The organism is Lysinibacillus sp. FSL K6-0057 (genome assembly GCF_038630885.1).
Classification (GTDB): domain Bacteria; phylum Bacillota; class Bacilli; order Bacillales_A; family Planococcaceae; genus Lysinibacillus; species Lysinibacillus fusiformis_F.
In genome coordinates this window covers 2,218,056-2,242,076 of sequence record NZ_CP152047.1, presented here as the reverse complement: position 1 = coordinate 2,242,076, position 24,021 = coordinate 2,218,056, and the positions used below count along the sequence as shown (strand labels likewise).

General features: G+C 36.6%; 34 protein-coding genes. 10 read left to right on the top strand and 24 right to left on the bottom strand.

The features are described from left to right. Positions 1 to 257 precede the first annotated feature (257 nt). Positions 258 to 458: a hypothetical protein gene (locus tag MHB40_RS10825; protein WP_342534572.1), complete on the bottom strand. Its 201-nt coding sequence runs from the start codon at positions 456 to 458 to the stop codon at positions 258 to 260. 307 nt (positions 459 to 765) lie between these two features. Here MHB40_RS10825 and MHB40_RS10820 point away from each other — a divergent pair, with 307 nt between their 5' ends. Then, positions 766 to 957 (top strand): hypothetical protein, encoded by a 192-nt coding sequence (locus tag MHB40_RS10820; RefSeq protein ID WP_342534571.1) that lies wholly within the window; start codon positions 766 to 768, stop codon positions 955 to 957. Positions 958 to 972: 15 nt separating this feature from the next. Here the strand turns inward: MHB40_RS10820 and MHB40_RS10815 are convergent, their stop codons facing one another. The 8 genes from MHB40_RS10815 to MHB40_RS10780 form a co-directional block, all read right to left on the bottom strand. Then, positions 973 to 1,206, bottom strand: coding sequence for a DUF3953 domain-containing protein (locus MHB40_RS10815; protein ID WP_342534570.1), 234 nt, complete (start codon positions 1,204 to 1,206; stop codon positions 973 to 975). 94 nt (positions 1,207 to 1,300) lie between these two features. Next, a complete protein-coding gene (locus tag MHB40_RS10810; protein WP_342534569.1) occupies positions 1,301 to 1,765 on the bottom strand; it encodes a hypothetical protein in 465 nt (154 codons plus the stop codon). 260 nt (positions 1,766 to 2,025) lie between these two features. After that, the gene (locus MHB40_RS10805; protein ID WP_342534568.1) at positions 2,026 to 2,586 is read right to left on the bottom strand and encodes a DUF4256 domain-containing protein; all 561 of its coding nucleotides are present in this window, start codon (positions 2,584 to 2,586) and stop codon (positions 2,026 to 2,028) included. Positions 2,587 to 2,604: 18 nt separating this feature from the next. Beyond that, on the bottom strand, positions 2,605 to 2,892 hold the full coding sequence (locus tag MHB40_RS10800) for an RNA polymerase alpha subunit C-terminal domain-containing protein (protein WP_342534764.1): 288 nt from the start codon (positions 2,890 to 2,892) through the stop codon (positions 2,605 to 2,607). Positions 2,893 to 2,958: 66 nt separating this feature from the next. After that, entirely contained in the window at positions 2,959 to 4,386 is a 1,428-nt protein-coding gene (locus tag MHB40_RS10795; RefSeq protein WP_342534567.1) for a hypothetical protein, read from the bottom strand. Between the two features lie 164 nt (positions 4,387 to 4,550). After that, complete coding sequence (locus MHB40_RS10790; RefSeq protein WP_342534566.1) at positions 4,551 to 5,087, bottom strand: hypothetical protein; 537 nt, start codon at positions 5,085 to 5,087, stop codon at positions 4,551 to 4,553. Positions 5,088 to 5,103: 16 nt separating this feature from the next. Further along, complete coding sequence (locus MHB40_RS10785) at positions 5,104 to 5,499, bottom strand: hypothetical protein (RefSeq protein ID WP_342534565.1); 396 nt, start codon at positions 5,497 to 5,499, stop codon at positions 5,104 to 5,106. A gap of 34 nt (positions 5,500 to 5,533) precedes the next feature. Then, positions 5,534 to 5,869: a hypothetical protein gene (locus MHB40_RS10780; protein WP_342534564.1), complete on the bottom strand. Its 336-nt coding sequence runs from the start codon at positions 5,867 to 5,869 to the stop codon at positions 5,534 to 5,536. Between the two features lie 239 nt (positions 5,870 to 6,108). Here MHB40_RS10780 and MHB40_RS10775 point away from each other — a divergent pair, with 239 nt between their 5' ends. Beyond that, positions 6,109 to 6,234 carry a YjcZ family sporulation protein gene (locus tag MHB40_RS10775; protein ID WP_205447465.1) on the top strand — a complete coding sequence of 42 codons (126 nt, stop codon included), beginning with the start codon at positions 6,109 to 6,111 and terminating at the stop codon, positions 6,232 to 6,234. A gap of 161 nt (positions 6,235 to 6,395) precedes the next feature. Then, a complete protein-coding gene (locus tag MHB40_RS10770; RefSeq protein WP_342534563.1) occupies positions 6,396 to 6,602 on the top strand; it encodes a hypothetical protein in 207 nt (68 codons plus the stop codon). A 35-nt stretch (positions 6,603 to 6,637) separates the two neighbouring features. On the opposite strand, the gene MHB40_RS10765 is transcribed toward MHB40_RS10770, so the two are convergent. Further along, positions 6,638 to 7,210, bottom strand: coding sequence for a hypothetical protein (locus MHB40_RS10765; protein ID WP_342534562.1), 573 nt, complete (start codon positions 7,208 to 7,210; stop codon positions 6,638 to 6,640). Further along, complete coding sequence (locus MHB40_RS10760) at positions 7,207 to 7,518, bottom strand: hypothetical protein (protein ID WP_342534561.1); 312 nt, start codon at positions 7,516 to 7,518, stop codon at positions 7,207 to 7,209. The genes MHB40_RS10765 and MHB40_RS10760 overlap by 4 nt, the downstream gene beginning before the upstream one ends. 134 nt (positions 7,519 to 7,652) lie before the next feature. On the opposite strand from MHB40_RS10760, the gene MHB40_RS10755 reads away from it, so the two are divergent. After that, on the top strand, positions 7,653 to 8,291 hold the full coding sequence (locus MHB40_RS10755) for a hypothetical protein (RefSeq protein ID WP_342534560.1): 639 nt from the start codon (positions 7,653 to 7,655) through the stop codon (positions 8,289 to 8,291). A 379-nt stretch (positions 8,292 to 8,670) separates the two neighbouring features. Next, positions 8,671 to 8,937 carry a hypothetical protein gene (locus MHB40_RS10750; protein WP_342443466.1) on the top strand — a complete coding sequence of 89 codons (267 nt, stop codon included), beginning with the start codon at positions 8,671 to 8,673 and terminating at the stop codon, positions 8,935 to 8,937. Between the two features lie 236 nt (positions 8,938 to 9,173). Here MHB40_RS10750 and MHB40_RS10745 read toward each other — a convergent pair whose 3' ends face one another. From MHB40_RS10745 to MHB40_RS10725, 5 genes are all read right to left on the bottom strand, one after another. Beyond that, the gene (locus tag MHB40_RS10745; protein WP_342534559.1) at positions 9,174 to 9,875 is read right to left on the bottom strand and encodes a hypothetical protein; all 702 of its coding nucleotides are present in this window, start codon (positions 9,873 to 9,875) and stop codon (positions 9,174 to 9,176) included. A 146-nt stretch (positions 9,876 to 10,021) separates the two neighbouring features. After that, complete coding sequence (locus MHB40_RS10740; RefSeq protein WP_342534558.1) at positions 10,022 to 11,008, bottom strand: phosphotransferase; 987 nt, start codon at positions 11,006 to 11,008, stop codon at positions 10,022 to 10,024. Positions 11,009 to 11,336: 328 nt separating this feature from the next. Continuing rightward, a complete protein-coding gene (locus MHB40_RS10735; RefSeq protein ID WP_342534557.1) occupies positions 11,337 to 11,474 on the bottom strand; it encodes a hypothetical protein in 138 nt (45 codons plus the stop codon). Between the two features lie 148 nt (positions 11,475 to 11,622). Next, positions 11,623 to 12,621 (bottom strand): hypothetical protein, encoded by a 999-nt coding sequence (locus tag MHB40_RS10730; protein WP_342534556.1) that lies wholly within the window; start codon positions 12,619 to 12,621, stop codon positions 11,623 to 11,625. Further along, a complete protein-coding gene (locus tag MHB40_RS10725; protein WP_342534555.1) occupies positions 12,608 to 12,958 on the bottom strand; it encodes a PadR family transcriptional regulator in 351 nt (116 codons plus the stop codon). Before MHB40_RS10725 ends, MHB40_RS10730 begins: the two co-directional genes overlap by 14 nt. 558 nt (positions 12,959 to 13,516) lie before the next feature. Between MHB40_RS10725 and MHB40_RS10720 the strand changes: the two genes are divergently transcribed. Further along, complete coding sequence (locus MHB40_RS10720; RefSeq protein ID WP_205443174.1) at positions 13,517 to 14,026, top strand: YwhD family protein; 510 nt, start codon at positions 13,517 to 13,519, stop codon at positions 14,024 to 14,026. Between the two features lie 11 nt (positions 14,027 to 14,037). After that, entirely contained in the window at positions 14,038 to 14,274 is a 237-nt protein-coding gene (locus MHB40_RS10715) for a ferredoxin family protein (protein WP_205443173.1), read from the top strand. 93 nt (positions 14,275 to 14,367) lie between these two features. Here the strand turns inward: MHB40_RS10715 and MHB40_RS10710 are convergent, their stop codons facing one another. The 5 genes from MHB40_RS10710 to MHB40_RS10690 form a co-directional block, all read right to left on the bottom strand. Beyond that, positions 14,368 to 15,117 carry an ABC transporter permease gene (locus tag MHB40_RS10710; RefSeq protein WP_342534554.1) on the bottom strand — a complete coding sequence of 250 codons (750 nt, stop codon included), beginning with the start codon at positions 15,115 to 15,117 and terminating at the stop codon, positions 14,368 to 14,370. Then, positions 15,118 to 15,879 (bottom strand): ATP-binding cassette domain-containing protein, encoded by a 762-nt coding sequence (locus tag MHB40_RS10705; protein WP_342534553.1) that lies wholly within the window; start codon positions 15,877 to 15,879, stop codon positions 15,118 to 15,120. Between the two features lie 166 nt (positions 15,880 to 16,045). Then, on the bottom strand, positions 16,046 to 16,387 hold the full coding sequence (locus MHB40_RS10700) for a DUF1048 domain-containing protein (RefSeq protein WP_342534552.1): 342 nt from the start codon (positions 16,385 to 16,387) through the stop codon (positions 16,046 to 16,048). Positions 16,388 to 16,455: 68 nt separating this feature from the next. Then, a complete protein-coding gene (locus MHB40_RS10695; protein ID WP_205443167.1) occupies positions 16,456 to 16,776 on the bottom strand; it encodes a PadR family transcriptional regulator in 321 nt (106 codons plus the stop codon). 333 nt (positions 16,777 to 17,109) lie between these two features. Then, positions 17,110 to 18,471, bottom strand: a complete 1,362-nt coding sequence (locus MHB40_RS10690) for a M1 family metallopeptidase (RefSeq protein ID WP_342534763.1) — start codon at positions 18,469 to 18,471, stop codon at positions 17,110 to 17,112. Between the two features lie 487 nt (positions 18,472 to 18,958). Between MHB40_RS10690 and MHB40_RS10685 the strand changes: the two genes are divergently transcribed. Both MHB40_RS10685 and MHB40_RS10680 read left to right on the top strand, forming a co-directional pair. Then, positions 18,959 to 19,555 carry a TetR/AcrR family transcriptional regulator gene (locus tag MHB40_RS10685; protein ID WP_342534551.1) on the top strand — a complete coding sequence of 199 codons (597 nt, stop codon included), beginning with the start codon at positions 18,959 to 18,961 and terminating at the stop codon, positions 19,553 to 19,555. A 23-nt stretch (positions 19,556 to 19,578) separates the two neighbouring features. After that, positions 19,579 to 20,235 (top strand): type II CAAX endopeptidase family protein, encoded by a 657-nt coding sequence (locus MHB40_RS10680; RefSeq protein WP_342534550.1) that lies wholly within the window; start codon positions 19,579 to 19,581, stop codon positions 20,233 to 20,235. A gap of 55 nt (positions 20,236 to 20,290) precedes the next feature. On the opposite strand, the gene MHB40_RS10675 is transcribed toward MHB40_RS10680, so the two are convergent. Together MHB40_RS10675 and MHB40_RS10670 are read right to left on the bottom strand one after the other, a co-directional pair. Then, positions 20,291 to 20,911, bottom strand: a complete 621-nt coding sequence (locus tag MHB40_RS10675) for an HAD family hydrolase (RefSeq protein ID WP_342534549.1) — start codon at positions 20,909 to 20,911, stop codon at positions 20,291 to 20,293. 15 nt (positions 20,912 to 20,926) lie between these two features. Further along, a complete protein-coding gene (locus tag MHB40_RS10670) occupies positions 20,927 to 21,322 on the bottom strand; it encodes a pyrimidine dimer DNA glycosylase/endonuclease V (protein ID WP_342534548.1) in 396 nt (131 codons plus the stop codon). Between the two features lie 75 nt (positions 21,323 to 21,397). On the opposite strand from MHB40_RS10670, the gene MHB40_RS10665 reads away from it, so the two are divergent. Then, entirely contained in the window at positions 21,398 to 21,859 is a 462-nt protein-coding gene (locus MHB40_RS10665; protein ID WP_342534547.1) for a GNAT family N-acetyltransferase, read from the top strand. Positions 21,860 to 22,045: 186 nt separating this feature from the next. Here MHB40_RS10665 and MHB40_RS10660 read toward each other — a convergent pair whose 3' ends face one another. Further along, positions 22,046 to 23,818: an oleate hydratase gene (locus MHB40_RS10660; protein ID WP_342534546.1), complete on the bottom strand. Its 1,773-nt coding sequence runs from the start codon at positions 23,816 to 23,818 to the stop codon at positions 22,046 to 22,048. Between the last annotated feature and the right edge of the window lie 203 nt (positions 23,819 to 24,021).

Here is a 24,021-nt window from a genome sequence, read left to right as displayed (position 1 = left end):
GATAGTCAGGTGGAAAACATGCATAAACATTTTAAGAAATGATGAGATAGTCCACCTGGTGGGAATCCAATCTGTAGGTAAATGCCATTCATACTAAGAATAAGCATTAAAAGTAACATGGATGCACTCACAATAAAGCATACAAACCAAAGCTGAACATCAAGTATGCGCTTAAATTCTTTCATTAAATTTCCCTGCCATTTGAAACTTCCTCTACATAAAAAAGGTCACTTTCCTATCAGTGACCCTTTCAACAATTATTTAAAATTCTGTGGTTTTACTACTTTAAATGAAGCAACTTCGCCACAGTTTTTACAAAAAGTCATTAGGAATGGTGACCCTACTGCCATAATTGCGCCAATAGGTCTTATATTGCCCTGACTTGTAGTACCGCCCACCTGTCCAGTCGTAAATTTATCTCGACCACAAGCCTTGCACACTAATTTTTCATTCTCCATCTCATCACCTCATTATGTAATTTATGGTAATTATAACATAAAACACTTAGTATGAGCGATGAGCGGGTCTGACCCATTAAATTATTAGCCTCTTGTAACGAAGCCCTATAATTTGAAGTCTACTCTATAAAATCTCTTGGGATATGAATGAAGAAAACATTCTTATTACTCATTTTGTTATTTCTTGTAGGGTGTAATGACACGGTTAAAACGGAGGGAAAACGTTTGCATTTCCTGATGAAATACAAAAAATAATTGTGATGGGACAAGGGGTAAATAGTGAGGACATCGCCATAATGAAAATACCATGCAAAACGCTAATTTAACAGAACCTCATACAGATGAAAGGCCATTCTATCAGCTGGAAGTGATTTATAAGGATTCGATAGATGTATGGTATTACGCAAGCTCCAATAGAGGGCGAGTTTATCTAAACGATATGTATTCTTTGAACGAAGAAGCGCTCCCAGCTTTCATCAAAATGATGGACAATAATTAACGGACCTCGCTTCTTTTAAATCAAGACAAAGCTTTGTACGGACACATAGATTGAAAATAAAGATACGCCCATTAGGCACCAACCAAACACTGTTCTCTGTCTTTGAAATTCTTGAATGCCTAGAGTGAACATGAAGAAGCCTAAGAACAATATCATGAGGTAATTCAATTGGAAATCTCGTGTGATTAGACCGTAGGCTGCGAGAGAAATGCCTGTGATTGAAAAGATAATTTTTAAAATATTTAACATAACTTACCACCTCCTACTTAGTATACTAAAAATAGCTCTTACTCAATTGCAAAGCCACATTCATCAGAAAATGTGGCTTTGTATACTATGTATGTTAAATAGTTTTTTCTAAGTTTATACTTTTCATCTTATAATTATAGAATCTATAGGTTTCACGGGATAAATAGTATAAAGACATAATAGAATTTTTGGTAATTATTAATCCTAACACTAATAGTGCTCCAAAAATTGCACCCATTGTGGCTGATCCATCATTTCGCCTTGAAAATATGGATTCCAACACGGCAGTAAATGCAACAATACTTATACCAGCAGATGCAGCACCAAGTAATGGTTTTATAGAATTATACCTAGTTATAAATAGTATCGTTGCTATTAAAAATAGTACAGCAAAGAATTCAACGATAGAATTATTCCTAAATTTAGCAGCAATATCTACCAGAAAAATAGATAATAGTGCAATAACAATTAGTGACCAACCATAAATTACTGAGGCTTTTAATTTTTCTTCTTCGGTTTCAGCTTTAAAAATATAGTTTAATACTAATTTAAATACCATCTAACACCCTCCTAAAGTAACTTCTAATATATTTCCTTATAAATTAAATTATACCTATATTTAGAAATATTTCTACATAAATATTTACATGAATATAAAATACTTACATGACTAAAGTTATATAAAATAGTTTAGTCCATAATCCGAATAAATTTTAAAAACGCTACTCAATGTGAGTAGCGCTTGAAAAATCAATTAAGAAGTATAGTTTTAAATTTAATTAAACGATAATAAACTCCAAAATAAGATAGAATTTCAAATTAAACTCTTAACGACCCACGGAAGCCTCTTGCGGCGTAGTAGGAATCTGCTCCATTGTGGTACATAAAGACCATGTCATAGCGACGGTCGCAGAAGATGGCACCGCCGAGCTTGCGAATGTTGTCAGGTGTTTGTACCCAGCTGGATGTTTTTAAATCGAATTTGCCAAGCTCCTGTAGATGGCGATATTGCTCCTCTGTTAACAGCTCAATGCCGATGTCCTTGGCAACGTCCATAGCCGTGTTTTCAGGCTTATGATTTTTTCTAGCTTCCCATGCTTCACGGTCGTAGCATAAACTTCTGCGTCCTTTAGGGCTTTCCGCTGAACAATCATAGAAAATGAACTCGTCCGTGTTTGCATCATAGCCTACTACATCTGGTTCACCGCCTGTTGCTTCCATTTCGTGGAGCGACCATAGTTTTTCCATTTTAGCCTCTAGCTTAGCTTGGACATTTGCCCAGTCAAGCCCTTCATGACGAGACGGATTTTTCTCAAAGCGAGCTTGCAAAGTATTGATTAGTTCCTCGCGTTGCTCTTGTGATAATTCCTTCGTTGTCATCGTTGTCTTCCCCCTCGCTTATTTAAATGACAAGCCTTCTTCCTCCAATGATGATCTCATAATCGGTAAGGAGGCTGGTCCAATACCATGCATTTTTACTATGTCCTTTTCCGTATACGTAGATAGTTTTTCCAACGTATCGATGCCTGCGTGCAGCAATGCATTTCTTGCAGGTGAACTCAGTTTGGAAAGGAAGCCACTACTCGGTTTATTTTCCTGATCACAGGTAGGGCAGTTTGGACAATCTGTGCTTTTGTAAAATGTATGCCCTTTTTCGCAAACTTTTAGCCTTTTTTCTGCCAACATCATCCCTCCAAACCTTATGCTATTGTTCATTTTAACATATTTCATCGAGGGAATTGCTAGAGGAACTTAGAAGGCCTCGATTTGTTGATCTGTTAAGTTTTGTGCACCCATATATTGAACTTTCGGTGCCCCATCCATATATTTCACGACCGCATATCTTTGGATCTCTGGTTTTAACCAAATGCGCGCTTCCTTCGGCCAACCCGCAATATCCTTCGCAAACATTTCCTCTGCTGTGATATTTGTATCTTTCGAGAGCGAATATTCAGTATTATTAAATTCATTATCTAAAATGGTCACATAGTATAAATCATCTCTGACTTTATAGACATCTTGAAAATGGCGGTCAATTGCATCGAAATAAAAGCCAGTTGGATATATATAAAACTCCCCTGCTTCATAAGCTATAATGGACTGACTTTCTCTGGATGGGAAATTCATATTCTCTATATCTAAGTCAACGCCAAATGTTTCTTTGTATTTTGCTTTGACAGTTGCCCCATCAAAAACCATTTCACCCATGTCGGAATACTCATGGTCAAGATTGTACTTTTGAATAACATCTAACACTAAAAATTGGACAACTTCACTGGCGTGATGATGAATGCGTCTCGTTGTACTAAATTCATCTAAGGCCTTAATGATTTCCTCCCTTTTGTTCTTCTCTAGTAATTCTTCTTGTCCAACAATACTATTTACGCTCGGTGCGAGGGCAGCAAGGACTTTGCCTACATTACTAGCTGGACTTGTATAATCGAAACCGTATTTTTTCTCTGAAAAATTACTAATCAGGATGGAACGTTCCTCTCCAGCATATGGGGTAAAAGCTGTGTCATATGTAGCTTGATCTGTTTCTTTACCATTTAAAATATAGTCGATAGCACCTTCATTATTATCAATTGTAAATCCAGTTATAGCTAGCTCCATTGCTGAGTTATTTGGCTCCTTTGCATAAATCCATGTCTTGTCAACCGTAATCCCCTGACTTGTTTGATTGGAGAACATTTTAATGAACGTCCGACCATCCTGACCTTTGACTAAAGACACATTCATATCACAGGCCGAACAGACCAATTGATCAACTTCGCTTGAAAAAGATAGAATGGCGCTTTCACCGTTCGCATTTCCCGTCCAAATTTCTTGGATATAATTATCCTTATTTCGATGTGTATATGCAGATACTGGGTAGTCTGTTCCCTTCATGAAGGCATAAACCTCATGAACCCCATCATTATCAAAATCCACCAATTCCGAATATAAAACGCCCCGATTATACTCATTTTCAGCAAATGTTTGCATATCGTATGTATAACCTAATGTCTCAACGGCCTCAGATAATTTTTCATATAATTGACGCTCTACTAACTGCTTCTCCTGTGTTAGCTTAGATGTCGCTTCTTGGTCCACACTAGCCTCCACAGGCTCTTCCTTGGCTTGATTCGAACATCCACACATCAATACCATGAAGAATAATAACAACCAACTTTTTTTCATATCAACCTTCAACCTTTCAACACGATGTAATATCTATGTTATTTTTCTATATTTACTACTTTATACCAATACAAGAGTGCTGTAAGTAATAAAGTTTTGATATACATCTACTAAAATGGCAAAAGAAAAACACCCTAAAGGATGCTCGTAAAGAAAATCACATGCTACTCATCAAAAAAATCTGTTAAGAAGAATGGCTGAATCCCAACCTCTCTAAATAAATATTTGATGGGATGAATCGCTTGAACAAAACGGCTGTTTGGAATGAATATTTTCTCTCTAAGTTCTTGAAACAGCGTTGCCTCAATTTCAGGAAACCATTCTTCATAGCTTACTCCCCTTTGTTGTTCAATCAAAATTAAATACAAGACAATGAATTCAAACATATAGGGAAAGTCTCGCTCTATTTTTGAATAATGCTGCAATAGAGCCGTTAGATAGCGTTCGAAATCGTAGTATGTTGTGCTAGCTCCATATTTTAAACGCTCACTCGCCGGCTTAAAGACAAATGTTGCTTTACTATACCAATTTCCTAGCATGCATACAAAAAGGAACAGTGCATGCTTTCTTGTTTCATAATCGGCATCATCGAAGTACTTGAAATACTCATCAAAAATATAAGGTTTGGCAGTGTCAAAATAGCCGATTTCAATTCCTTCAATTGTTTCCTTTACTTTTTCTACAATCGTTTTTTCAGTCATCCGTCCCACTCTTTCTTTACTTATTTGCAACATATTGCATCACAGCCTGAATCGTAAGAACGAAACTAATGACCGTCGATAATAAAAGTTCCATTGCTTCTTGCTGATTCCATATAAGCCCATGTCGCATGAGCAAATAAAAACCACTTGCCAATGCATGGCAGGCAAATAGACTTCCCCAGATCACGGCCTTGGACCTTTTATAAGCCTTACTGCCTCTTAAATACCTCATATACAAAAAACAAACAACACCTATTCCTATAATAAAAAGTGATGTCTGCGCAAAGGAGGATGTCACGGTCATCGGTTCTTCATTTGGCATATCCACATAAAGAAGGTTACTAAGGTGAATCATGTTAAAAATCAGTAGACAAATCAGCACATATAAAAAGAATAGCCATTCAGCTATCATCAGGAACCGTCTCATTCTTTTTGTCTCTACCATCTTAGTCTAATAACCTTTCATTCTTTTTATATACTATACATCTACAAAAAGGACAAAAATAATCTCTCGCTATGAAAATCGCACGGTACATTTCTGACCATGGAATGGTATCTTCACAGCGATCACATTCTACATAAAGATCAGGTAGTAAACCCTTATCTAACAAGACATCCCATTGCCTATTGGTTAATTGATCTGGTCCATTTTTTATAACAGCCATAATGATTGCCAATACTTCCCCTTCATAAATTCGATTGAATTTCACTAATTCTTTTAAATAAGCGATACATTTAGTCGGTTCACTTAGGATTTTTTGCTTTAGCTTTTCCCTTAGCATGTAACTCCCGCTTCCTTTTCTAACTTCATTCGCAAAAATAACATATCACTCTCTAATTATGTAAAAAAATTAAAATTAAGTAAATGAAAAAACTTATTCTCTTAAAGTGATAGGCAAGAAAGTTTTCAGCATTTTTTCAAACCATAGGGTAAATACCATTTCTCCTTTCTGCCAGCATACATATTATATGTTGTAGAAAGGAGGGATTTTCAGTGGGATACAACGGAAACGTAGGTAACATCAACAACAGCTGCTATTATGGCGGCGGCGACTCTGGCGGTGGCGGCTATTACGGTTCAACATTCGTATTAATCGTCGTTCTATTCATTCTTTTAATCATTGTTGGCGCTTCTTTCATGTACTAATCATCCCAATTAGCACCTAACCTTTTACAGACTTCTATAGTCATGTAAGGTCATTCTAGCCATTTTATAAGGGTCGCTTTTACCAGCCTAGTGACCCTTTTCCTTTTCAGACAGGCGTGCGATAATGAAATCTGAAATGGTAAATGGAGGTGAACCCCTACATGTGGAGAGTAATAAAAGGATTACTAGGCATCGCCTTGATTATGGTTGGTCCCATGCTGATTGTTATTACGGTTGACGATACAGTATTTCTCAAAAATATATTATTAAGAATCATTGGTGGTCTGTGCGTTTTACTTGGCGTTCATTTATTACATAAACAATTTCATCCGAATTCATATAAAAGTAAACCCACGAGCTCAGAATAAAGAGCACTTGGGTATACTTTTTAATTTAGAAATAATTATTCCTTCTCAAAATATTTTGGATCTATTTGAAGAAGAATTGTATTCATATCATAAAAATTTCCTGATTTAAATTTTTCCTCATGAGTAAATCCTTGTTGATTTTGAATAAATGCTAACCAGTCCTTTTCTAACTCACTACTATTTTCCCCATAAACTTCCTCTATTTTTTTTGCTAGTTCCTTCTCGTTGTAGATTTGTTCAAACTTTTCAAGTCCATAGGTATCAATTAAATATGTAACAAATGAAGCCGCATGCGTGTAGCTCATCTCCATCAGAATTTGATTCTCTTTTTGATTTGGTAGTTCTGGGCGAAAATAGACATCATCTTGATTTGGATCAATTAGCTTACTAATGGGAATTAACTTATCTGAATCCAAATAATGCTTCATGTATTTTTCAAAGTATAATTTATTTTTTCCATATTGATCCTCCATATAACTCGCAAAACCCTCTTGCGTAACATAGCCATGGTCTGATTGGAAATTGTCGCCATAACCAAGTAAAGAATGGGTCATTTCATGGACTAGTGGATAGATATCTTCATTAACGCCAACTAGTTCGATTTTCATGCACCGCCCCAAGATAGACCGTCTTCCATAAACCATACGTTAATATGCTCAGATGGCGTGTAGGAAGTATGTATAGAATCCTTTATATGATCATATGCCGTCACAATTTCATCCTTTATAGCCTCTACTTTTTCTTGTGGAACACCTATCTCATTCTTAATCTCAAAGGTTATTTTGCCATCCTTTGTCACCACAATATTTTCATCGTTTTTCGCTTCCTGTATTTGTTCTTTAGGTTGAACGGTTTCCGCTGTACAGGCTGTTAATAGCAATGTACAAAGAAGGATTGTGCCTCTCCATTTAGCCATAATTACCTCCTAAAAAAGTATTTTCCAGTTTATACGAAACTTAAAATCCAAAAGTTTCATTTTTAAAAGAAAAATAAGGAAAATTAGACAAAATTATTTATAATGTTAGTAGACATGGCAAAAAGGAGGTCGCAATGAACAAAAGTACTTGTATTCATTACAACCCACGCTATGGCTGGGATTTAAATAGTGATGCAAATTTAGAAATGCGGTTATTCGCCAAAGCACAGCGTAGACAAGTAACTATTCTCAGCTATGGATGTGACTTAGATCATCACACCATTAAAAAAATTGCTCGGCACTACCTCACTAGGAAAAAATCTGACGAAGCCGAAGAAACATTAGAAATAAGATATGATACATATGATGCTAATTCAAGTAAACATGAAGAAAGTCAATACTATTGGAAAACCTATTTCATTAGTGAAAGAACATTAGCTGCTTTCCTACAAGCGCTACGTCGATTATCTGGTACACATATTCACTGTGAATTTAATGTGCGGGGACATTTTGAAGTAAGGATAAATGGTGTGGAATTTTCTACACGTGTATTAAAAGCCCTTGATTATCCATCTATGTATAAGGAAGATATAATCGGACGCTATCTTTTATTTATTGATACAGAATCACCTGACAATGAAATAATACGTCATAAAATACACTTGCTCCCTAAAGAGCTACAAAGTCTTTCACTTCCTTTAGATAGTTCACCGCTACAGTGGGAACTATTAGTAAAGGACTGGATAACAGCCATTCTTCGATACGAAGTGTAAACTTTAGCTTTTTCAAGATGATGGACTATAAAACCAAGTATTCTTACGCCACAGTGTAATTGCGTCCAGATTTTTTTGAGCTTGCTCGAAAAGCTCCTCTTCCAAATCTGTGATATCCGCTGGGGCTTTTATCTTGATTCAGTCGATGGTTGGACACCCAAAGAGAACAATTTATGCATTCATCTCACCACCTATAGAGGTGGGTATTTTCTGCTGAATCAAGATAAAAAGTAGTGTTAAGCGAATTCGTTTAACATGGCACCTCCCGATTTGTTACGAAGGGGCACTTTCATCGGTGCCCCTTCTATTTTTTGGTTATTGCACACTTCATCGCCATCCATTACGATAGAATTTATTCGTTATGATGGGATGTGGAATTATGTTAGAATTTATTGTTAATTTTTTATCCAATACCTATGTTGGACAACCAACTTTACATACAAGAAAAATTGATCAAAATATAGCAAGGCTACAACAATATGATTGGTTTCAGACCATTTATTATGATGATCAGTATCGCAGCTTATTTTTTGCGAATCGTCACGTCAGAAAATATCTTCAAAGCACTATTCGTGTCAAGAGAATGATGAAGAAAAAGCAGGCGCAAGCGCGGTTTATCCGATTTTTAAATAAGCAATTAAAATAGAAGCCTACAAATTGGTTGTTTACGGTGAAATAGCACTTAGCTAATTTCTATGAGGTCCATTTTCAATCATCATCATCTTTCATACTAGCCGTAGTGTGGAGAAGTGATGCGTGACAACACCACTCCATAAAGGATAGTGAACATCTTCACCTTATTTGAAAACCTTTGCTAAAAGGTACCATTTTTGTAGATTGGAGTGGAAGGCTACTTGACCCGTTAGCTGAACAAGAAATGAACTATTCATTAGGTTTGAATTCAATTGATTTGGCTTGATACATTTTATCCTTAAACATATACGTAATTTGTATATCACCTATACTTCCACCTACGGGAGAAATTTGAGCACCAATTTTCGCAATAAGTTGATGGTTGTTTATTTCAAAGTTGATGATATTGCCAAAGTATATATCAGGAAATAAATGTTCTGGATCAATTTTTAAAGATTGCGTATCGATTGCATATTTCTTTTTACCAATAGTAATGATGGCTTTGTGAGGTAATAACTCGGTCTTTACGTTTTTTAACACGATTGCGATCGGATCGTCAACAAGCACTTCCACTGGTACTTCAACGAGCTCATTACCTATTTTTTTACTTTGGATATGGAAAACGTGAACTTCCCGTTCTACTATTCCAATACCAGTACCCTTGGTCAAAATTATGATGAGCTCATTTTTTCCATCTTTATTCATGTCCTTATAGATAATTTCAGGTAACCAAGTAGGATTAGTTGTATTCATCCAATATGGTCTTGTTAGAACATGGCCATGAAAATCAGTTTTAAAATCTATATACACCCCATCCATCTTTTTAGCATAAAGGGTAACATCTGCTTTATCAGACTTTGTGATTTCATCATATTCATTTATCATGGCTTTAGTTTTTGAGAAAACAGCTAAAAGAGAAATGGCCATAATGAATATCAAAACTTTTTTCATAAGAAAACACCTCCTTTTAAGTGTTCTCTATAACTGTCTATTTATTCCACTAAACTGCTTCGTTTGTTTTAATACATCTTTTCATAATGACAAAAGCAAAAGCCATTCCAAAATTTGGAATGTCCTATTTCGTTCATGTTATCCTTTTACCAAGGTTTTTGAAAGCCTTGTCTTAGTTCATCTGCAACACGAACTAGTTTATCTCTCAATCCAAGAAACCAAGATGGCGTTTCTTTTATTTCATCGTAATCCAAAGACTTTACTATTTTGGCAAACTTATATAAGTTCGCATATCGTTGAAACTGTGGAAATTGAGCCACTACCTCATGATCTAAATCCATTTTGGAACGATATCCGTTCAAAAACGATTGAAGCAGTAATTTTGAATGAGGATTGTCCTCGTCCATAACATCATCAAGAGCTGTTACAATATCAAGTGCATACCAGTGATAGAGGGCATCATCAAAGTCGATGATATTGAAACGATGGTCCTTGTCCTCTTCCCAAAAGATATTATCTAATTGAAAATCATAGTGGATTAATCCAAACACATCTTTGTTAGTAGGTAACGATTGAAGCCAATTCGTCACCCTACCTAGCTCTTGCAGGGCTATTTGTTCTCCTGGATGCTTTTGAAATACATTTTCCATGAATTGTACCGTGTCCAGCCAGCTCGCTCTTCTTTCAGACACAGGCTCAAAAGTCTTTGACAAGAAATGAAGGGAGGCAAGTGATTTGCCCCATTCCTCCATCTGTTTTGTAGTCATTGTATCAGCATCCAAATTGATTCCGCTTGCTGCACTAAAGACAACGGCCATATACGTTCCTTCTGGTGTTTGAAGTGTTTCAATTAGTCTTCCACTTATTGAATATATTGGTGATACCGTTGGCAATCCATTTAATTGTAAGTATTGCATAAACGCTAACTCAGCTTTAATTTGTTCAATAGATTTTTCCTGATCAAAACTAACTCTCAAAAAATATTGAATTTGCTTATGCTCAAAAGCATACACAAAGTTTGCACTTGCACGCCACAACGCCAAAGTTCCCTCATCATATTCCCAGCACTGAACGAGACGCTGCGCAACTGCATCAGAAGCTAATCCTCTTACCATATTTCCTAAATTCATCATCTTTTAGTTTTCCTCCCATTACCTTTGAGAGGATTAAACCTTAGTTAAGAAGTAATCCCTCTCATTAGCATGCTATTTTGAAATTCTTTCATTTTCAATATGTCACCCCTTCCTACAATTTCGGCCATAAAAACTAAATAGCCCTCTATCTACTAATTATACATAAAATGACAAATACCTCTTTTGTGATTTCTACCCTGATGTCAATAAGAAAAAGAGCTGCCGAATCATCTACGTTCAGCAGCTCTTGCACTAGTTAATTAGAAATATGAATGATAAACCCTATATTGTTTGACTAAACTTCGCTGATCGTAGACTATCTATCAATTTATTTTCTATCTCTTATTTCTTCTAGTATTTCTATTATGCGATTGTTTTGCTTTTCAATCGATTTTAACCTTTTTTCAATGATGCCTGAAGAGAAAAACACAATTAGTACAATCGCTATTCCAATTAGTAAATCCATTTTGATTCCCCCATATCGATGTCAATTTACTTCATACTACATACGTTTCAAAAGACTAGTTGAATAAAAAAAGATGGCTCTATATGGAGGCCATCTTAAAGTAAAGTATCCGTGGTTGCATATTAATTGAATGATAAACAACGATGAATTAACGGATTCGAGCCTTACGGAAGCCATCGAATATACTGATTGCGGCATATACAACAAATATAATGATTACGCCGCCAACTATCCATATTTCAAATTGCTTAGTTGATGTGCTAAATAAATGACTCATGTACATAATAAATTCTTGGTTCATTAAATTCGGATTACTTACTATAACAATGGATACAACGGTTGCGAAAAGCTCCACAATTGTATGAAAGATTGCCACTTTTTTCGTCCATTGCCCTTTCAGTAATTTGTAGAGACCTAACCCAATTTCGAGAGCAATGACAACGAGCACAATGGGCCAATAACGAAGTAAAACATCCTGATTGAAAGCTGGCATTACGAATCTGAGTCCATCCCCACCACCTTCATATACACCTAATAGGTGATTTGCATAAAAATAAAAAGTTGCCCAAATGGCCGTCCACATTAAATAGCCAAATACTTCGAGCTTCGTAATTGCTTTTTTCTTCGGAATATAAATGACGGTTTTCAAATCCTCAGGGGTCCATTTTTTAAGACTTGCTGATAATGGATACTGCTCTTTTCCTTTATCTGTTCGTTCAATAATGGCGAAAACGAGCGTTAGCCAGAAAAAGACGTTGATTCCTACTTCGATGATTCTCCATATTCCTTCACTGATTATCGTGATGACAACATTAAGAATCGCTTCTTCTCCACCAAAACCAATAAAGTATTCAGCAATCATCGAGATCACTGCAACGACAGCGGCAATTGGAATAATCATTTTTAATAACGAGATGTATACATCAAAATAGCGTGGGCCAATTAAATGCATGGGTTGATCTCGATAACCACTCGCTAATGCTGCTGGGTTTCCTAATTTCTCAAGAACATCCTTTACATCATCCTCATTGTAATCATCAGGCAACATATCCCCAATCGTTGATCGTAACTCAAGTGCGATATCCTCACGATTTTTTTCAGGCAGCCTCCGCGTGACTTCTTGAATATAAATTTCAGTCAGATTCATCTTTATCCTCATCTCCTTTTAGTAACTCATAAAGTTCTTTTGAATTATTAATCCATTCTCTTTTCAATTGCAAAAAGACTTCTAATCCATATTCACTTAATACATAATACTTGCGCGGTCTACTCTCTGATGTTTCCCAGCTACTCGTCACTAACTCCTGTTTTTCTAAACGGCGAAGCAATGGATATAAGGTACTTTGATCAATGTTAATGCCCGAATCCTCTAATAATTGAACAAGTGAATACCCATACTGGGGTGTTCGTAATTGACTTAAAACGGCTAATGTCAGCGTTCCTCTCCTAAGTTCTGTCGTTAATGAATTCAGTAACGTACTCATTCACTCACCTCAATTCCACTTACTATATGACATACACTGTATAACTTATACTATGTATCGTACACTATTGTTGTTACAACAACAAGCAATTTTAATTTCCTTTATAGAAAAAATGCTGTTTTTCAACACAGAAAGGTGCTCAGAGGTGATTCGAGCTGACTTGGTTTCAAACGTTGGTTGACAGGAAAGGTCTGCGTTCCGTTAATTAAAGGTCGAACCACTGTATTATTGTGAAATTTCCAATACATAACACTTCAGACATTAGTCTGAAGACAAGAATTGACAATAGACTGTATATTGTATTTATACTTTTTAACGATAAAAGTATTAGGAAAAATCCTAGACAACCATTACGTATAGAAAAAAATTACTACTAAAACGTTCAAGTATCTTAATTTATAAAAACTATACGTAATGTGTTTGTTAGATTTGTACTCGAAAAATTACATCTTGTACAACGGGACGTACAGTGATGTTTTTATGCCCTTTTGCTATGGATAAAACTGTATGTTCAGACCGATTAACTATTTGAAATACAAAAGTGTCGAGGTGATTTCTATGAAAGAGAAAATGCATTTTACAATTTTAAGTAACGATTCAACTGACGGAGATGGAGGTTACGGAGTAGGTACCCTTGATCTAAATAATGTAACGTCAATTATTATAGATTGTGAAAAAGAGCACGTGTTTATAGATTTAGAAGCCTTACACGGACGAAGTCAAATTGAAAAAAAAGTTCGTTTTTCCCCAGATCTAGCTCATGCTAGCAACGATTATTCTCGTTACTGGATAGTGTGGGTAGCGATTCAGGTTAATCAAAATGGCCCTTATTATGCGGGATGTACCGCAAGTGAAGTACGGGTATCAAAGGAAGAACGCCGTATCAAGCTTGGCTATAAATCTTTGCCAGAACAAGTAAATTATTTAGATAAGGCACTGAAAGGGAAATTTCTCTTGCAGCATATAGACAGTAATTCAAAAAAACTACTCAATCAGTTTTTATCTGGATTTAATGAAGCGTATTGGCAACACTCACCTGAAGAACTGAAACAACAATTGTCTGTATAGGAGGATTTAAAATGGCATTTGTCATTACAGAATTATGTAGGGATGAAAAAGCGGCTGTCTGTTTAGATGTTTGTCCAGTAAATTGCATTGTTATGACAGATACCCAATATGTAATTGATCCCGATCTTTGCATTGATTGTGGAGCCTGTGAATTAGTTTGTCCAGTAGAAGCGATTTATTTTGAGGATGAGTTGCCTTCTGAATATCAGTCAGCAACCCTGCTAGCACGCAATCATTTTCGAAACTAAATTGATATAAATTGAATAGAAGCGAGTATGTCCTACCTAAAAAAAGCCGATTTCCTATACAATAAGAAATCGACTTTTTCAATAATGATGTACTTATCCTAACTGGCGTTTAAATTGTGTAATGGCGAAGAAGTAAGCGAGGACCATGATGCCGACGCACCACATAAGAGCGAGCCAGATATCGTTACTAACAGACCCTTCATATAAGAGGGCACGAATCGCATTCACGATCGAGGTAACGGGCTGGTTTTCAGCAAACGCACGGATAATTTTAGGCATGGTTTCAGTGGGAACAAAGGCCGAACTGATAAAAGGTAGGAAAATTAGCGGATACGAGTAGGCTGTTGCCCCCTCCATAGACCCTGCTGCCAATCCAGGAATAATTGCCAACCATGTCAGTGCTAGCGTAAACAGCCCAAGTATGCCAGCTACCGCGAACCAATCCAAGAGATCCGTACTAGAACGGAAACCCATCATGAACGCAACAAGAATAACCACTACAACAGTAAGCGCGTTGGAAATAAGCGAGGACAACACATGCGCCCACAATACAGACGAGCGCTTGATAGGCATGGTGATAAAACGCGCCATCAGCCCACTCTTTCTATCTGTAAACAGCCGTGCGGAAGTATAAGCGCAGCCAGATGCGATTGCCATCAGCAAGATGCCTGGCAATAAATAATTGACATAGTTGTCTGTGCCGGTCTCTATTGCCCCACCAAATACGTAGACAAACAGTAGCATCATCATAATTGGCGTAATCGCCACGGTGATTATTGTATCGGGGCTGCGCATAATGTTACGCATTAAACGCCCTAGTAATACCCATGTTTTGCTTTTCATTTAGATCTCCTCCTTTTTGCCAATGATAGCGAGAAAAATGTCCTCCAATGTTGGCTGCTTCTCAATGTACTCTACTTTTGCTGGCGGGAACATCTCTTTAAGTTCTATCAGAGTACCAGTCGTTATAATTTTTCCTTCATGTAGGATGGCAATACGATCCGCCAGTTGTTCGGCTTCCTCTAGGTACTGGGTCGTTAGCAAGATGGTTGTGCCACCATCAGCAAGTTCCTTGACTGTTTCCCAGACTTCCATTCGTGCTTCGGGGTCAAGCCCTGTCGTTGGTTCGTCTAGAAAAATGACTGCTGGCGTCCCAATCATGCTCATGGCGATGTCAAGTCGGCGCCGCATCCCGCCAGAATAGTTCTCTGCCCGACGATTGCCCGCATCGATAAGGCTGAATCTTGCGAGCAGATGGTCTGCGGTTTGAGCGGCATTGGAAACTCCTCGCAACTTGGCAATCATAATCAGGTTTTCCCGTCCCGTAAGCATACCGTCTAAAGTGGCGAACTGCCCTGTGAGGCTGATACTCTGTCGAACATGATTCGCTTGGCGCTGGACGTCAAAACCGCAAATCCCTACTTTGCCACCATCCGGCTTCATCAAAGTGGAGAGGATGTTGATTATCGTCGTCTTGCCTGCTCCATTTGAGCCTAGCAGTGCGAAAATTTCGCCACGCCGCACCTCAAAATCCACCCCCTTTAAGACTTCCTTTTCTTTAAAAGATTTTTTTAACCCTTTTATAGAAATGACTTCATTGGTCATCCTTTTTTCCTCCCTTTTTAATAAGCTCTTTGTAGAAATAGATTGCTCTTCCTCAGCTACTTAGTCTGACCGATAATCTGTATGACTTAGTACTGTAGGAAAATAAAACTGAATAGCAAAGGCGGTAATTAATAGGTAGCTATTCAGTCGGTATTATCTGTTCCATTTATTTTTTTCCTAATCGGTTCAAAATGCTTTGGTTTAAATCCTCACGATACTTGGCGATATAGGTTTTAGCGTTTGCCACTAGTTCATCCGCAAAGGACGCTACGTCTTCGCCAGTGATTTCTAGCACTTGTCTGCCTTCCGCTGCACCTGTTTCGAACAACTCGATTAATTCATACTGCATGTGCAGCATATCCAGCCCATTGCCCACTGTGAAATTCCACATGTAATTTTGAATTTTTTTAAACACAAACTGGTAATCCTCTGGCAGCTCTTCAACTCGTGCCATCATCATCTTGTACTCTTTTTTATCACCCAACATTTTTTTGAACATTTCGATCACGTTATTTTCCTCCTTTGTTATCTAGCTAAAAGACACGTCAAAAATATCGGACGGATTATCATATGAAACTAAATAGACTTTAGAGCATTGATTTTTGACGATATAAAATCCCATTTTTCCCAAAATAATTTAAGTTCGTCACGTCCAGCCTCATTAAGTGAGTAAAACTTGCGGGGCGGTCCCATATCGGATGGTTTCTTTTGAATATGCACCAGCTTTTTCTTCTCTAGACGCACGAGGATGGTGTAGACCGTCCCTTCCACAACTTCAGTGAACCCTAACTCGTTCAGACGTCGGGTAATTTCGTATCCGTAGGTTTCATGGCGACTAATGATTTCCAGTACGCAGCCTTCCAGCGACCCCTTCAGCATCTCCGTTAAATTTTCCATATGCAGAACCACCTCTATTTCGCTTGACTATTCTGTATAACTAAGTACTTAGGTAAAATTTTTTTACTTTCGAGAAGCTATTAAGTAATACTTATTACAACTACATAGTAACACCGAGTAGTTCGAGTGTCAATTACTTTTCTTATCAATATTTTGATACCACTATTCACGGCTATTTAATAAAAAAATCCTCCAAAAGAAAAACCTTGCTTTGAATAAATTAAGTACAACATAGTAACTCTACCCAAAATACAAATTTAGATTGATAACACTTAATCTGTATAAAAGCGTTTCAATTTATTATTGAAACGCCCCTGGTAGTTGTATCATCAATTATTCATTTTCAGTATTCCCCAGTTCTAACCAACCCTCAAATAAGGCGTCATCTTCTAATTCCAAATAGAATTTCATGAACCTTACAAATTCATCTGTATCTACTTCTTTATACTTATAAAGAGTAAAATATCTTTTAAAAAAATCCTCTGCTGTTTGTTTTCCACCATGTTGATTGAAAATCTTAGCTAAGTTTGTAAAGGATTGACCATAGATGTAATTACTTTGTAGACTTTTTGAATACTCGTGTAATGGTAAATTGGAAGGCATTGGTTCTTCGCTGTCTGATAAGTCTAAATATCGTATTTCTTTCTCGTTAGGCATTAGAAATAAATAAGTTGCAAACTCTGCAATTCCCTCATCTAACCACGCATCAGTGTATGGATCATTGCTTACCATTCCATAAAACCATTGATGAGCAATTTCATGAATAACAATGGTTTTTATTTCTTTGTTTGTAACAGAACGCCCATAGATGGAGCCAGCTGTTACTGCTCCTGGATACTCCATTCCTGGCCCATCTAAAATAATATCTAACTGTTTGTGAGGATATGGCCCAATATTACGTTGGAAGTAATTAAAAGACTCGACAGCTGTCTCTGCTACTTCATCTAAAAACTCCTCTGATTCGTCCTTTCCAAATACTCTTATATTTACGTTATTAGATTCTTTTTGGATGACTTTTGGATCTTTTAATATAGCAACAAATATTTCTTTTACATTTTCAATTTTAAATGAATTACTGCTCCTACCTGGATAACTATCTTCGTCAAAGGTTGTAACAAGAGTGTAGTCTTTAGGAATATCGAATGTACCATTAAAATTACTAAAGGTTGTGTGGTATGTCTCTCCTTTAGATCTATAGGCTTGTTTATTCCATCCTTTTTGATAGGTAGGGACCATTGGATACCATTGAGCAAGATGATAATTACTATCGATTTTTTCAAATCTGAACCCGTCGCTTGGTACGGTGAAGTGATATTTCATTTGAAATTTAACACTTCCATTTGGAGAAACCGATGATTTTAAAGGGACCTTAAGTGTGTCTTTCTCTAGGGAGTATGATGAATCAATATTGTCAATTTTTACGGACTCAATTCCTATTTCAGAGGGAGTATTCAGTTGAGGAGCATTTTCGGACGTAAACATATTAGGAATAAAATAGAGTTTTAACTCGTCCCATTTTTCATTAGATACATTGAGGATATCTATTGATACATCTGCACTAAAACGTCCATTGGTATCCATACTTAATTTCATATTATAATCACTTTGACTTCCAGCAGGTACTTCTTGAGGATTAAAGACTACATCTGAACAACCTATTAATATAATTATACTTAGAACGTAAAGAAACCACATTTTCTTCAAAAGATGTTAGCTCCTTTCCTATATCGTGTATTAAAACTTATAAATACTATTATATTCCATATTTACTTTAGAGATTCCTTATTGAACAATCCTACTCCGTTTGTTCAATAAAGAAATAAGAGCTGCCTCGCAACCCAATGTTACCTTTTCTGCTTTAGAAACTTTCTTTATAGAATCCTCAACTATTTGTTGAATCATCGTTTCATCCTTCGGGAAACTTACTAATACAGACCTTTTTTAAAATTACCACCCGTTCTGTAATAGATACTATTATTTCGTTCTATAATTCTGAAAAAGAGTTTCAACATTTCTCCATACATAAGTTCGACCATATAAATTGACAATAGTTCCAATTTAAAACAACTCCCCTCCAAGTAACCTGATTGGTTAGTAGAAATACACAGTTTTAATTGACAAATATTTCTTTTTACTTTATTTTTATATTGACTGGATAATCAATCAAAAAGGAGTTGGCGTAATGCCCAGAACTGAAATTCAAAATTTAGAATTACGGGAGCAAAGACGGGAAGAAATACTAAATGCCGCATTAAAGGTATTTTCGAGAAGAGGAATGGTTGCAACTAAGATCAGTGACATAGCAAAAGAAGCCCATTTAAGTCACGGGCTGGTGTACCACTATTTTAAATCAAAGGAAGAAATCTTTACACTTTTAGTTAAACGTGCTGCCGAAAGCTCAGGTCAAATTATTGAAAGAGCGCATCTACAAGATGGAACAGCACTCAAAAAACTTACATGGATGACTGAACAGATCTTACATAGCTTATCAGAGGGACAGCAAATTTTATTATTTTTAATTATGATTCAAGCAAGTACTTCTGATGCTGTACCTGAGGAAGTGAAGCAGTTTTTAACCTCAGAGGAGTTCAAGTCCCCTGTAAGTAGCTTAATCCCCTTAATTGTAGAGGGGCAACAATGCAAGGAAATTGTGCAAGAAAATCCAATTAAATTGGCAGTTAGTTACTACTCGTTTATTCAAGGCTTTGCCATTAATAAACTACAATGGACGCAATGCCCTATCCCAGAGGCAGAATTAATCATGAAAATTTTCAAATAATTATTTTGGAAGAGAGGTCAGAAATGATAATACATAACCAGAACATAAAATTTTGGTGTTTATTCGCTTCACCATTTTTCATTATCCTACTAGGTTTCTTAACAGCAACGTTTTTTAATCGCATTATTGATGGATGGGCTTGGATTCCTTTAGCACTTGTTTATTGGACTTTGCTCGGTTTTTGTATTTACTTGTTTAAAGAGAATAAAAGTTTAGGAGATTGGTTCCAAAAGTCAAAGAAGGCGCCCTTTTGGATCACCCTCACAATGCTTATTGGCATGTTTCCGTTAACCATTTTAATAATGAATTACCAGTTGTTTCATTCGATTTGGTTAATTATCTATTGGCTATTATTTGCACTGATTAATCCTTGGTTTGAAGAATTCTATTGGCGAGGGATTTTATTTGATCGTTTATTAACAAAGTTTCCAAAATGGTTCGTTATTTTATATACAACGTGTCTTTTTGTCATCAGTCATCCATTCATGTGGGGCGTATTCTCTTATGCTAGTAAATCCTATCATTTGTATATCTATTTATCCATAGTAGGTATCGTGTGGGCCATAACTTATTTAAAAACAAAAAGCCTACGTTCAATTATTTTATCTCATGTGATTGTAGATATAGGGAATTTGACTGTCTTAACCTTCTTAAATATTTACATACCACCTACCATGTAATAGGCAAAGATGGTGTGAAATAACATGACACCATCTTCTTTTTTTTTTCACGCTACTAAACGATTGTCAAAATATCATGGGGCTCATAGAAAACGTAATCTGCCTCCTCAAATCCTATGGTGGATTTAGCTCCCCAATGGGCAAGGGCAAACTTGGCGCCTGCTTGCTTTGCGCATTGGAAATCATAGATGGAATCACCAATATAGATGGCCTCTTGTGGTGCCACCTGTAATGCATCCAGACATTTTAACAGAGGCTCTGGGTGTGGTTTATGCTTTTCCGTATCACTGGCACTCACAATCTGGTGGAAATAATCACTTAACCCAAACGGATCGAACTCATCCACTACCTCTTGCGCTGTTTTAGAGGTTACAATGCCCATTTGTATCGGTTTTGTTGCGAGGTGCTGAATAACTTCCTCTAGATTTTCGAAAACAGCCACTTCATGTGAAAACTCAAGCACAGCAGCAGACCATTTCTGATGTACAGCCTCTATGTCATCCATGTTGAGCCTCTGCAACGCATCTTTCCCTGGGATGCCTAAAGCAAATCGTAGCGCCTCAAACGGATAGTCTTTTTGTGTTTCCTCTCGTAAGGTTCTTTGCAATGACTGTAAAATCGCTTGCTCTGTGTCCAAAATCGTTCCGTCTACATCAAAAATAATCGCTTTCACCATGAATAACCCTCCTAGTTACAGCACGTTATTTACATATGTGCATAATTGCTGATACATTTCCTCTTCATAATCCTTCTGACCTCTTATAAATTTCTCCTTTAAATTATAAAAACAAATTTCAAGATATTCCTGATTATGATGCTGCTGAAAGGGTTTCCTCGCTTTTACTGGTCCTAATCCATCAAAGTAGTGATTCATTTTTTCGTAGGTTCGAATTTGATAGCCCCGCTTCTTCATTTCATCCATGACTTTTTCTGTATACAAATACAGGTCGTCTTTCGGGTATTCGTATAGATAATTAATCAAAATATGCTGATCCTCTTTAGCAAAGATGCTATTTAGCTCCCTCCACTGTGACAGAAGTTGTCCTTTTGGTAGATACGCGATTAAATCTACATGCCATAACCTCATACGTCTTCCCCTTTCTATTAATCAACCATTAATGTAAAATATTACTTACTATACTAAAACTGACGGAGGGATAGTATGGAAATAAAAACTGCAACGCTCGAAGAAATTCCACAAATTGAGCGTTTATACCAAGCGCTTTTTTTAGAAATGTCCATTCTTCAACCTAAATATATCAAACCTGCCAAACAAGATGCCAACTTTATCAGGTATACAATCATTGAAGATGATTCAGATATTTTAATCGCAACATTCGAGAACGAAGTAGTAGGCTTTTTGCTTATTCAAGAAACGACGACCCCACCCTACTCTTGTTTGGTTGAACACAAATATGCCTTTATTGTTGATGTGATAGTTGAAAAATCTTACCAAAGCAAAGGAATTGGATCTGCTTTATTAGATGCAGCGAAAAAATGGGCAGCCTATCGTCACTTGGATTATTTGGAGTTAAATGTATTGGCTGAAAATAAAGGGGCTAAATCCTTATATGAAAAACATGGGTTCAAGGATACGAACCAGACGATGCGCTTAGCATTTTAAGTATGTGATAAGAAAGAAGGGATTTCAATGGACGAAATGAAAACAGTACAAAAGAAATCAAACCTCGTAGTGCCTGTCTTTATTGGCATGGGGTTAGGTGCGTTTATCGGTTTACTTGCCTATGTAAAAGACTGGCTATAAAAAAATAGACAAAGCCTCTCAAACTGCTTTGTCTATTTTTCAATACTATATTAGTTTACTTTCTTTCAGTAAATCATAAATGATTGTATCTTTTGTTTTGTGAATACCCAATTTACCGATTTGCTTTAAGATAAATGGTGCATCAATATCTGTTAATTTTTTGCCATCCAGTAAACGAGCCGTTGAAGCTAACAACGTGCGAACATCAAAGGCAGATGCAAATACTTCTGGCACTCCACGATCAATCGTTAATAATTGATAGACTGCCTCCATCGCCGTTCTTACTGAATATTCAGTGGTAAAGACTGTATCTCTTGCTGTTTCACTAAAGTTGCCAATGAAGGCTAGGTTAGCAGACCCTTCTGGCACAACTAGTGGACGATCGCCCATTGCTCTTGGCATGAAATAAGAGGTGATGTAAGGCATATAGCATGGAATGGTATTACAAGAATTTTGCGCAATGTCTGGAATTTCATCCACCGGTACACCCATATGGTATAACCACTCTTGTGCAATCTCAATGCCTGTACATTCCGTAATACTTTTCTTAATAAAATCACCTGGTTTGTTTGATAGTAAGCCATAAATCCAAACAACTAATTGATCCTTTGGTTGATTTTTAAAGTGAGGTTGTCGATTCAATGTATAGCTTAGCATCCAATTAGAATCGGTAGCTGTGACAATCCCTCCTGTTACAACCTTACCAGCATATGGGTCCCTTTTACTGATTTTTTCAATATAAGGAGCCACACGATCGTCTAATGTCGTAAGAGTAGCTGAAACAAACCAGCTTTCTTCTGGAAGATTATCGCAAAACTTCTCTGGTCGCCCAAACTCTTCACCTTGAGCAGCGATGTTTTTCCATAGCGACCAGCTGCCACCTAACTCTTTATTTATAGGGGCTGGTGTATTATTATCCCCGTAGGTTGTGCTCTCTGTAATACTACCATTTGTCACAAACACTAACTCATTTTCTGTTAGCTCAATATTCTTTTTCACACCATCTTTTCTTAACACCAATGTATGAGCGACTTTTTTGTCTCCTACCTTATCAACCAATACATTTTCTACAACCGTATTAAATTGGAAATCAACATCATGACTTTCTAAGTATTTAATCATAGGAAGCACGAGTGATTCATACTGATTATATTTTGTAAATTTCAATGCGCATAAGTCTGGTAATCCGCCAATATGATGAATGAAGCGCATAATATAACGACGCATTTCCATCGCAGAATGCCATTTTTCAAACGCAAACATAGTGGACCAATAGAGCCAAAAGTTCGATTCAAAAAATTCCTCTGAAAAAACATCTGTGATTTTTTGATCCTCTAATTTTTCCTCAGGGGTAAAGAATAATTTAATCATTTCTTCTGAGGATTGATCGGATAAGGTGAACTTGCCATCATCCTCAAGTCTTTGTCCTCTATCCTTTATTAATCGACATTTTGAATAGTTAGGGTCCTCTTTATTTAACCAATAAAATTCATCTAAAACCGAAGCATTTTCTACTTCTAACGAAGGAATGGAACGGAATAAATCCCATAGGCATTCAAAATGATCTTCCATTTCACGACCACCGCGAATAATAAACCCTCTCGTCGGATTAAGTATGCCATCAAGACTACCTCCTGAAATATCCAACTCTTCGAGAATATGAATATTCTCTCCTTTCATTTGGCCATCACGAATTAAAAAACATGCCGCTGAAAGCGAGGCTAGTCCCGAACCAATCAGATAAGCAGATTTTGCATCTACCCCCTCAGGTTTTTTAGGACGTGCGAAAGCTTCATAGTTACCATTGCTGTAATACATATTACCGCCTCCTGATTTATTATTCTAATATAGAATAACACAGAACATCGGCCTAATGGTAAATTGAGCTAATAATTAACAAAAAATTCAAATTTGAAATTTGGCTGCCAATTAGCATACCCTTCTCATTGGACATAACAACTGTTTGTATTTTTATAAAAGAGAATAAAACATTAAAACGCCGAACTAACCCCCATAAATTT

Excerpts from the sequence above, each read along its gene's own strand:
- MHB40_RS10825 (WP_342534572.1), bottom strand. The coding sequence starts at position 458 with ATGGAGAATGAAAAATTAGTGTGCAAGGCTTGTGGTCGAGATAAATTT.
- MHB40_RS10820 (WP_342534571.1), top strand. The coding sequence starts at position 766 with ATGCAAAACGCTAATTTAACAGAACCTCATACAGATGAAAGGCCATTC.
- MHB40_RS10815 (WP_342534570.1), bottom strand. The coding sequence starts at position 1,206 with ATGTTAAATATTTTAAAAATTATCTTTTCAATCACAGGCATTTCTCTC.
- MHB40_RS10810 (WP_342534569.1), bottom strand. The coding sequence starts at position 1,765 with ATGGTATTTAAATTAGTATTAAACTATATTTTTAAAGCTGAAACCGAA.
- MHB40_RS10805 (WP_342534568.1), bottom strand. The coding sequence starts at position 2,586 with ATGACAACGAAGGAATTATCACAAGAGCAACGCGAGGAACTAATCAAT.
- MHB40_RS10800 (WP_342534764.1), bottom strand. The coding sequence starts at position 2,892 with ATGTTGGCAGAAAAAAGGCTAAAAGTTTGCGAAAAAGGGCATACATTT.
- MHB40_RS10795 (WP_342534567.1), bottom strand. The coding sequence starts at position 4,386 with ATGAAAAAAAGTTGGTTGTTATTATTCTTCATGGTATTGATGTGTGGA.
- MHB40_RS10790 (WP_342534566.1), bottom strand. The coding sequence starts at position 5,087 with ATGACTGAAAAAACGATTGTAGAAAAAGTAAAGGAAACAATTGAAGGA.
- MHB40_RS10785 (WP_342534565.1), bottom strand. The coding sequence starts at position 5,499 with ATGATAGCTGAATGGCTATTCTTTTTATATGTGCTGATTTGTCTACTG.
- MHB40_RS10780 (WP_342534564.1), bottom strand. The coding sequence starts at position 5,869 with ATGCTAAGGGAAAAGCTAAAGCAAAAAATCCTAAGTGAACCGACTAAA.
- MHB40_RS10770 (WP_342534563.1), top strand. The coding sequence starts at position 6,396 with ATGTGGAGAGTAATAAAAGGATTACTAGGCATCGCCTTGATTATGGTT.
- MHB40_RS10765 (WP_342534562.1), bottom strand. The coding sequence starts at position 7,210 with ATGAAAATCGAACTAGTTGGCGTTAATGAAGATATCTATCCACTAGTC.
- MHB40_RS10760 (WP_342534561.1), bottom strand. The coding sequence starts at position 7,518 with ATGGCTAAATGGAGAGGCACAATCCTTCTTTGTACATTGCTATTAACA.
- MHB40_RS10755 (WP_342534560.1), top strand. The coding sequence starts at position 7,653 with ATGAACAAAAGTACTTGTATTCATTACAACCCACGCTATGGCTGGGAT.
- MHB40_RS10750 (WP_342443466.1), top strand. The coding sequence starts at position 8,671 with ATGTTAGAATTTATTGTTAATTTTTTATCCAATACCTATGTTGGACAA.
- MHB40_RS10745 (WP_342534559.1), bottom strand. The coding sequence starts at position 9,875 with ATGAAAAAAGTTTTGATATTCATTATGGCCATTTCTCTTTTAGCTGTT.
- MHB40_RS10740 (WP_342534558.1), bottom strand. The coding sequence starts at position 11,008 with ATGATGAATTTAGGAAATATGGTAAGAGGATTAGCTTCTGATGCAGTT.
- MHB40_RS10735 (WP_342534557.1), bottom strand. The coding sequence starts at position 11,474 with ATGGATTTACTAATTGGAATAGCGATTGTACTAATTGTGTTTTTCTCT.
- MHB40_RS10730 (WP_342534556.1), bottom strand. The coding sequence starts at position 12,621 with ATGAATCTGACTGAAATTTATATTCAAGAAGTCACGCGGAGGCTGCCT.
- MHB40_RS10725 (WP_342534555.1), bottom strand. The coding sequence starts at position 12,958 with ATGAGTACGTTACTGAATTCATTAACGACAGAACTTAGGAGAGGAACG.
- MHB40_RS10720 (WP_205443174.1), top strand. The coding sequence starts at position 13,517 with ATGAAAGAGAAAATGCATTTTACAATTTTAAGTAACGATTCAACTGAC.
- MHB40_RS10715 (WP_205443173.1), top strand. The coding sequence starts at position 14,038 with ATGGCATTTGTCATTACAGAATTATGTAGGGATGAAAAAGCGGCTGTC.
- MHB40_RS10710 (WP_342534554.1), bottom strand. The coding sequence starts at position 15,117 with ATGAAAAGCAAAACATGGGTATTACTAGGGCGTTTAATGCGTAACATT.
- MHB40_RS10705 (WP_342534553.1), bottom strand. The coding sequence starts at position 15,879 with ATGACCAATGAAGTCATTTCTATAAAAGGGTTAAAAAAATCTTTTAAA.
- MHB40_RS10695 (WP_205443167.1), bottom strand. The coding sequence starts at position 16,776 with ATGGAAAATTTAACGGAGATGCTGAAGGGGTCGCTGGAAGGCTGCGTA.
- MHB40_RS10690 (WP_342534763.1), bottom strand. The coding sequence starts at position 18,471 with ATGTGGTTTCTTTACGTTCTAAGTATAATTATATTAATAGGTTGTTCA.
- MHB40_RS10685 (WP_342534551.1), top strand. The coding sequence starts at position 18,959 with ATGCCCAGAACTGAAATTCAAAATTTAGAATTACGGGAGCAAAGACGG.
- MHB40_RS10680 (WP_342534550.1), top strand. The coding sequence starts at position 19,579 with ATGATAATACATAACCAGAACATAAAATTTTGGTGTTTATTCGCTTCA.
- MHB40_RS10675 (WP_342534549.1), bottom strand. The coding sequence starts at position 20,911 with ATGGTGAAAGCGATTATTTTTGATGTAGACGGAACGATTTTGGACACA.
- MHB40_RS10670 (WP_342534548.1), bottom strand. The coding sequence starts at position 21,322 with ATGAGGTTATGGCATGTAGATTTAATCGCGTATCTACCAAAAGGACAA.
- MHB40_RS10665 (WP_342534547.1), top strand. The coding sequence starts at position 21,398 with ATGGAAATAAAAACTGCAACGCTCGAAGAAATTCCACAAATTGAGCGT.
- MHB40_RS10660 (WP_342534546.1), bottom strand. The coding sequence starts at position 23,818 with ATGTATTACAGCAATGGTAACTATGAAGCTTTCGCACGTCCTAAAAAA.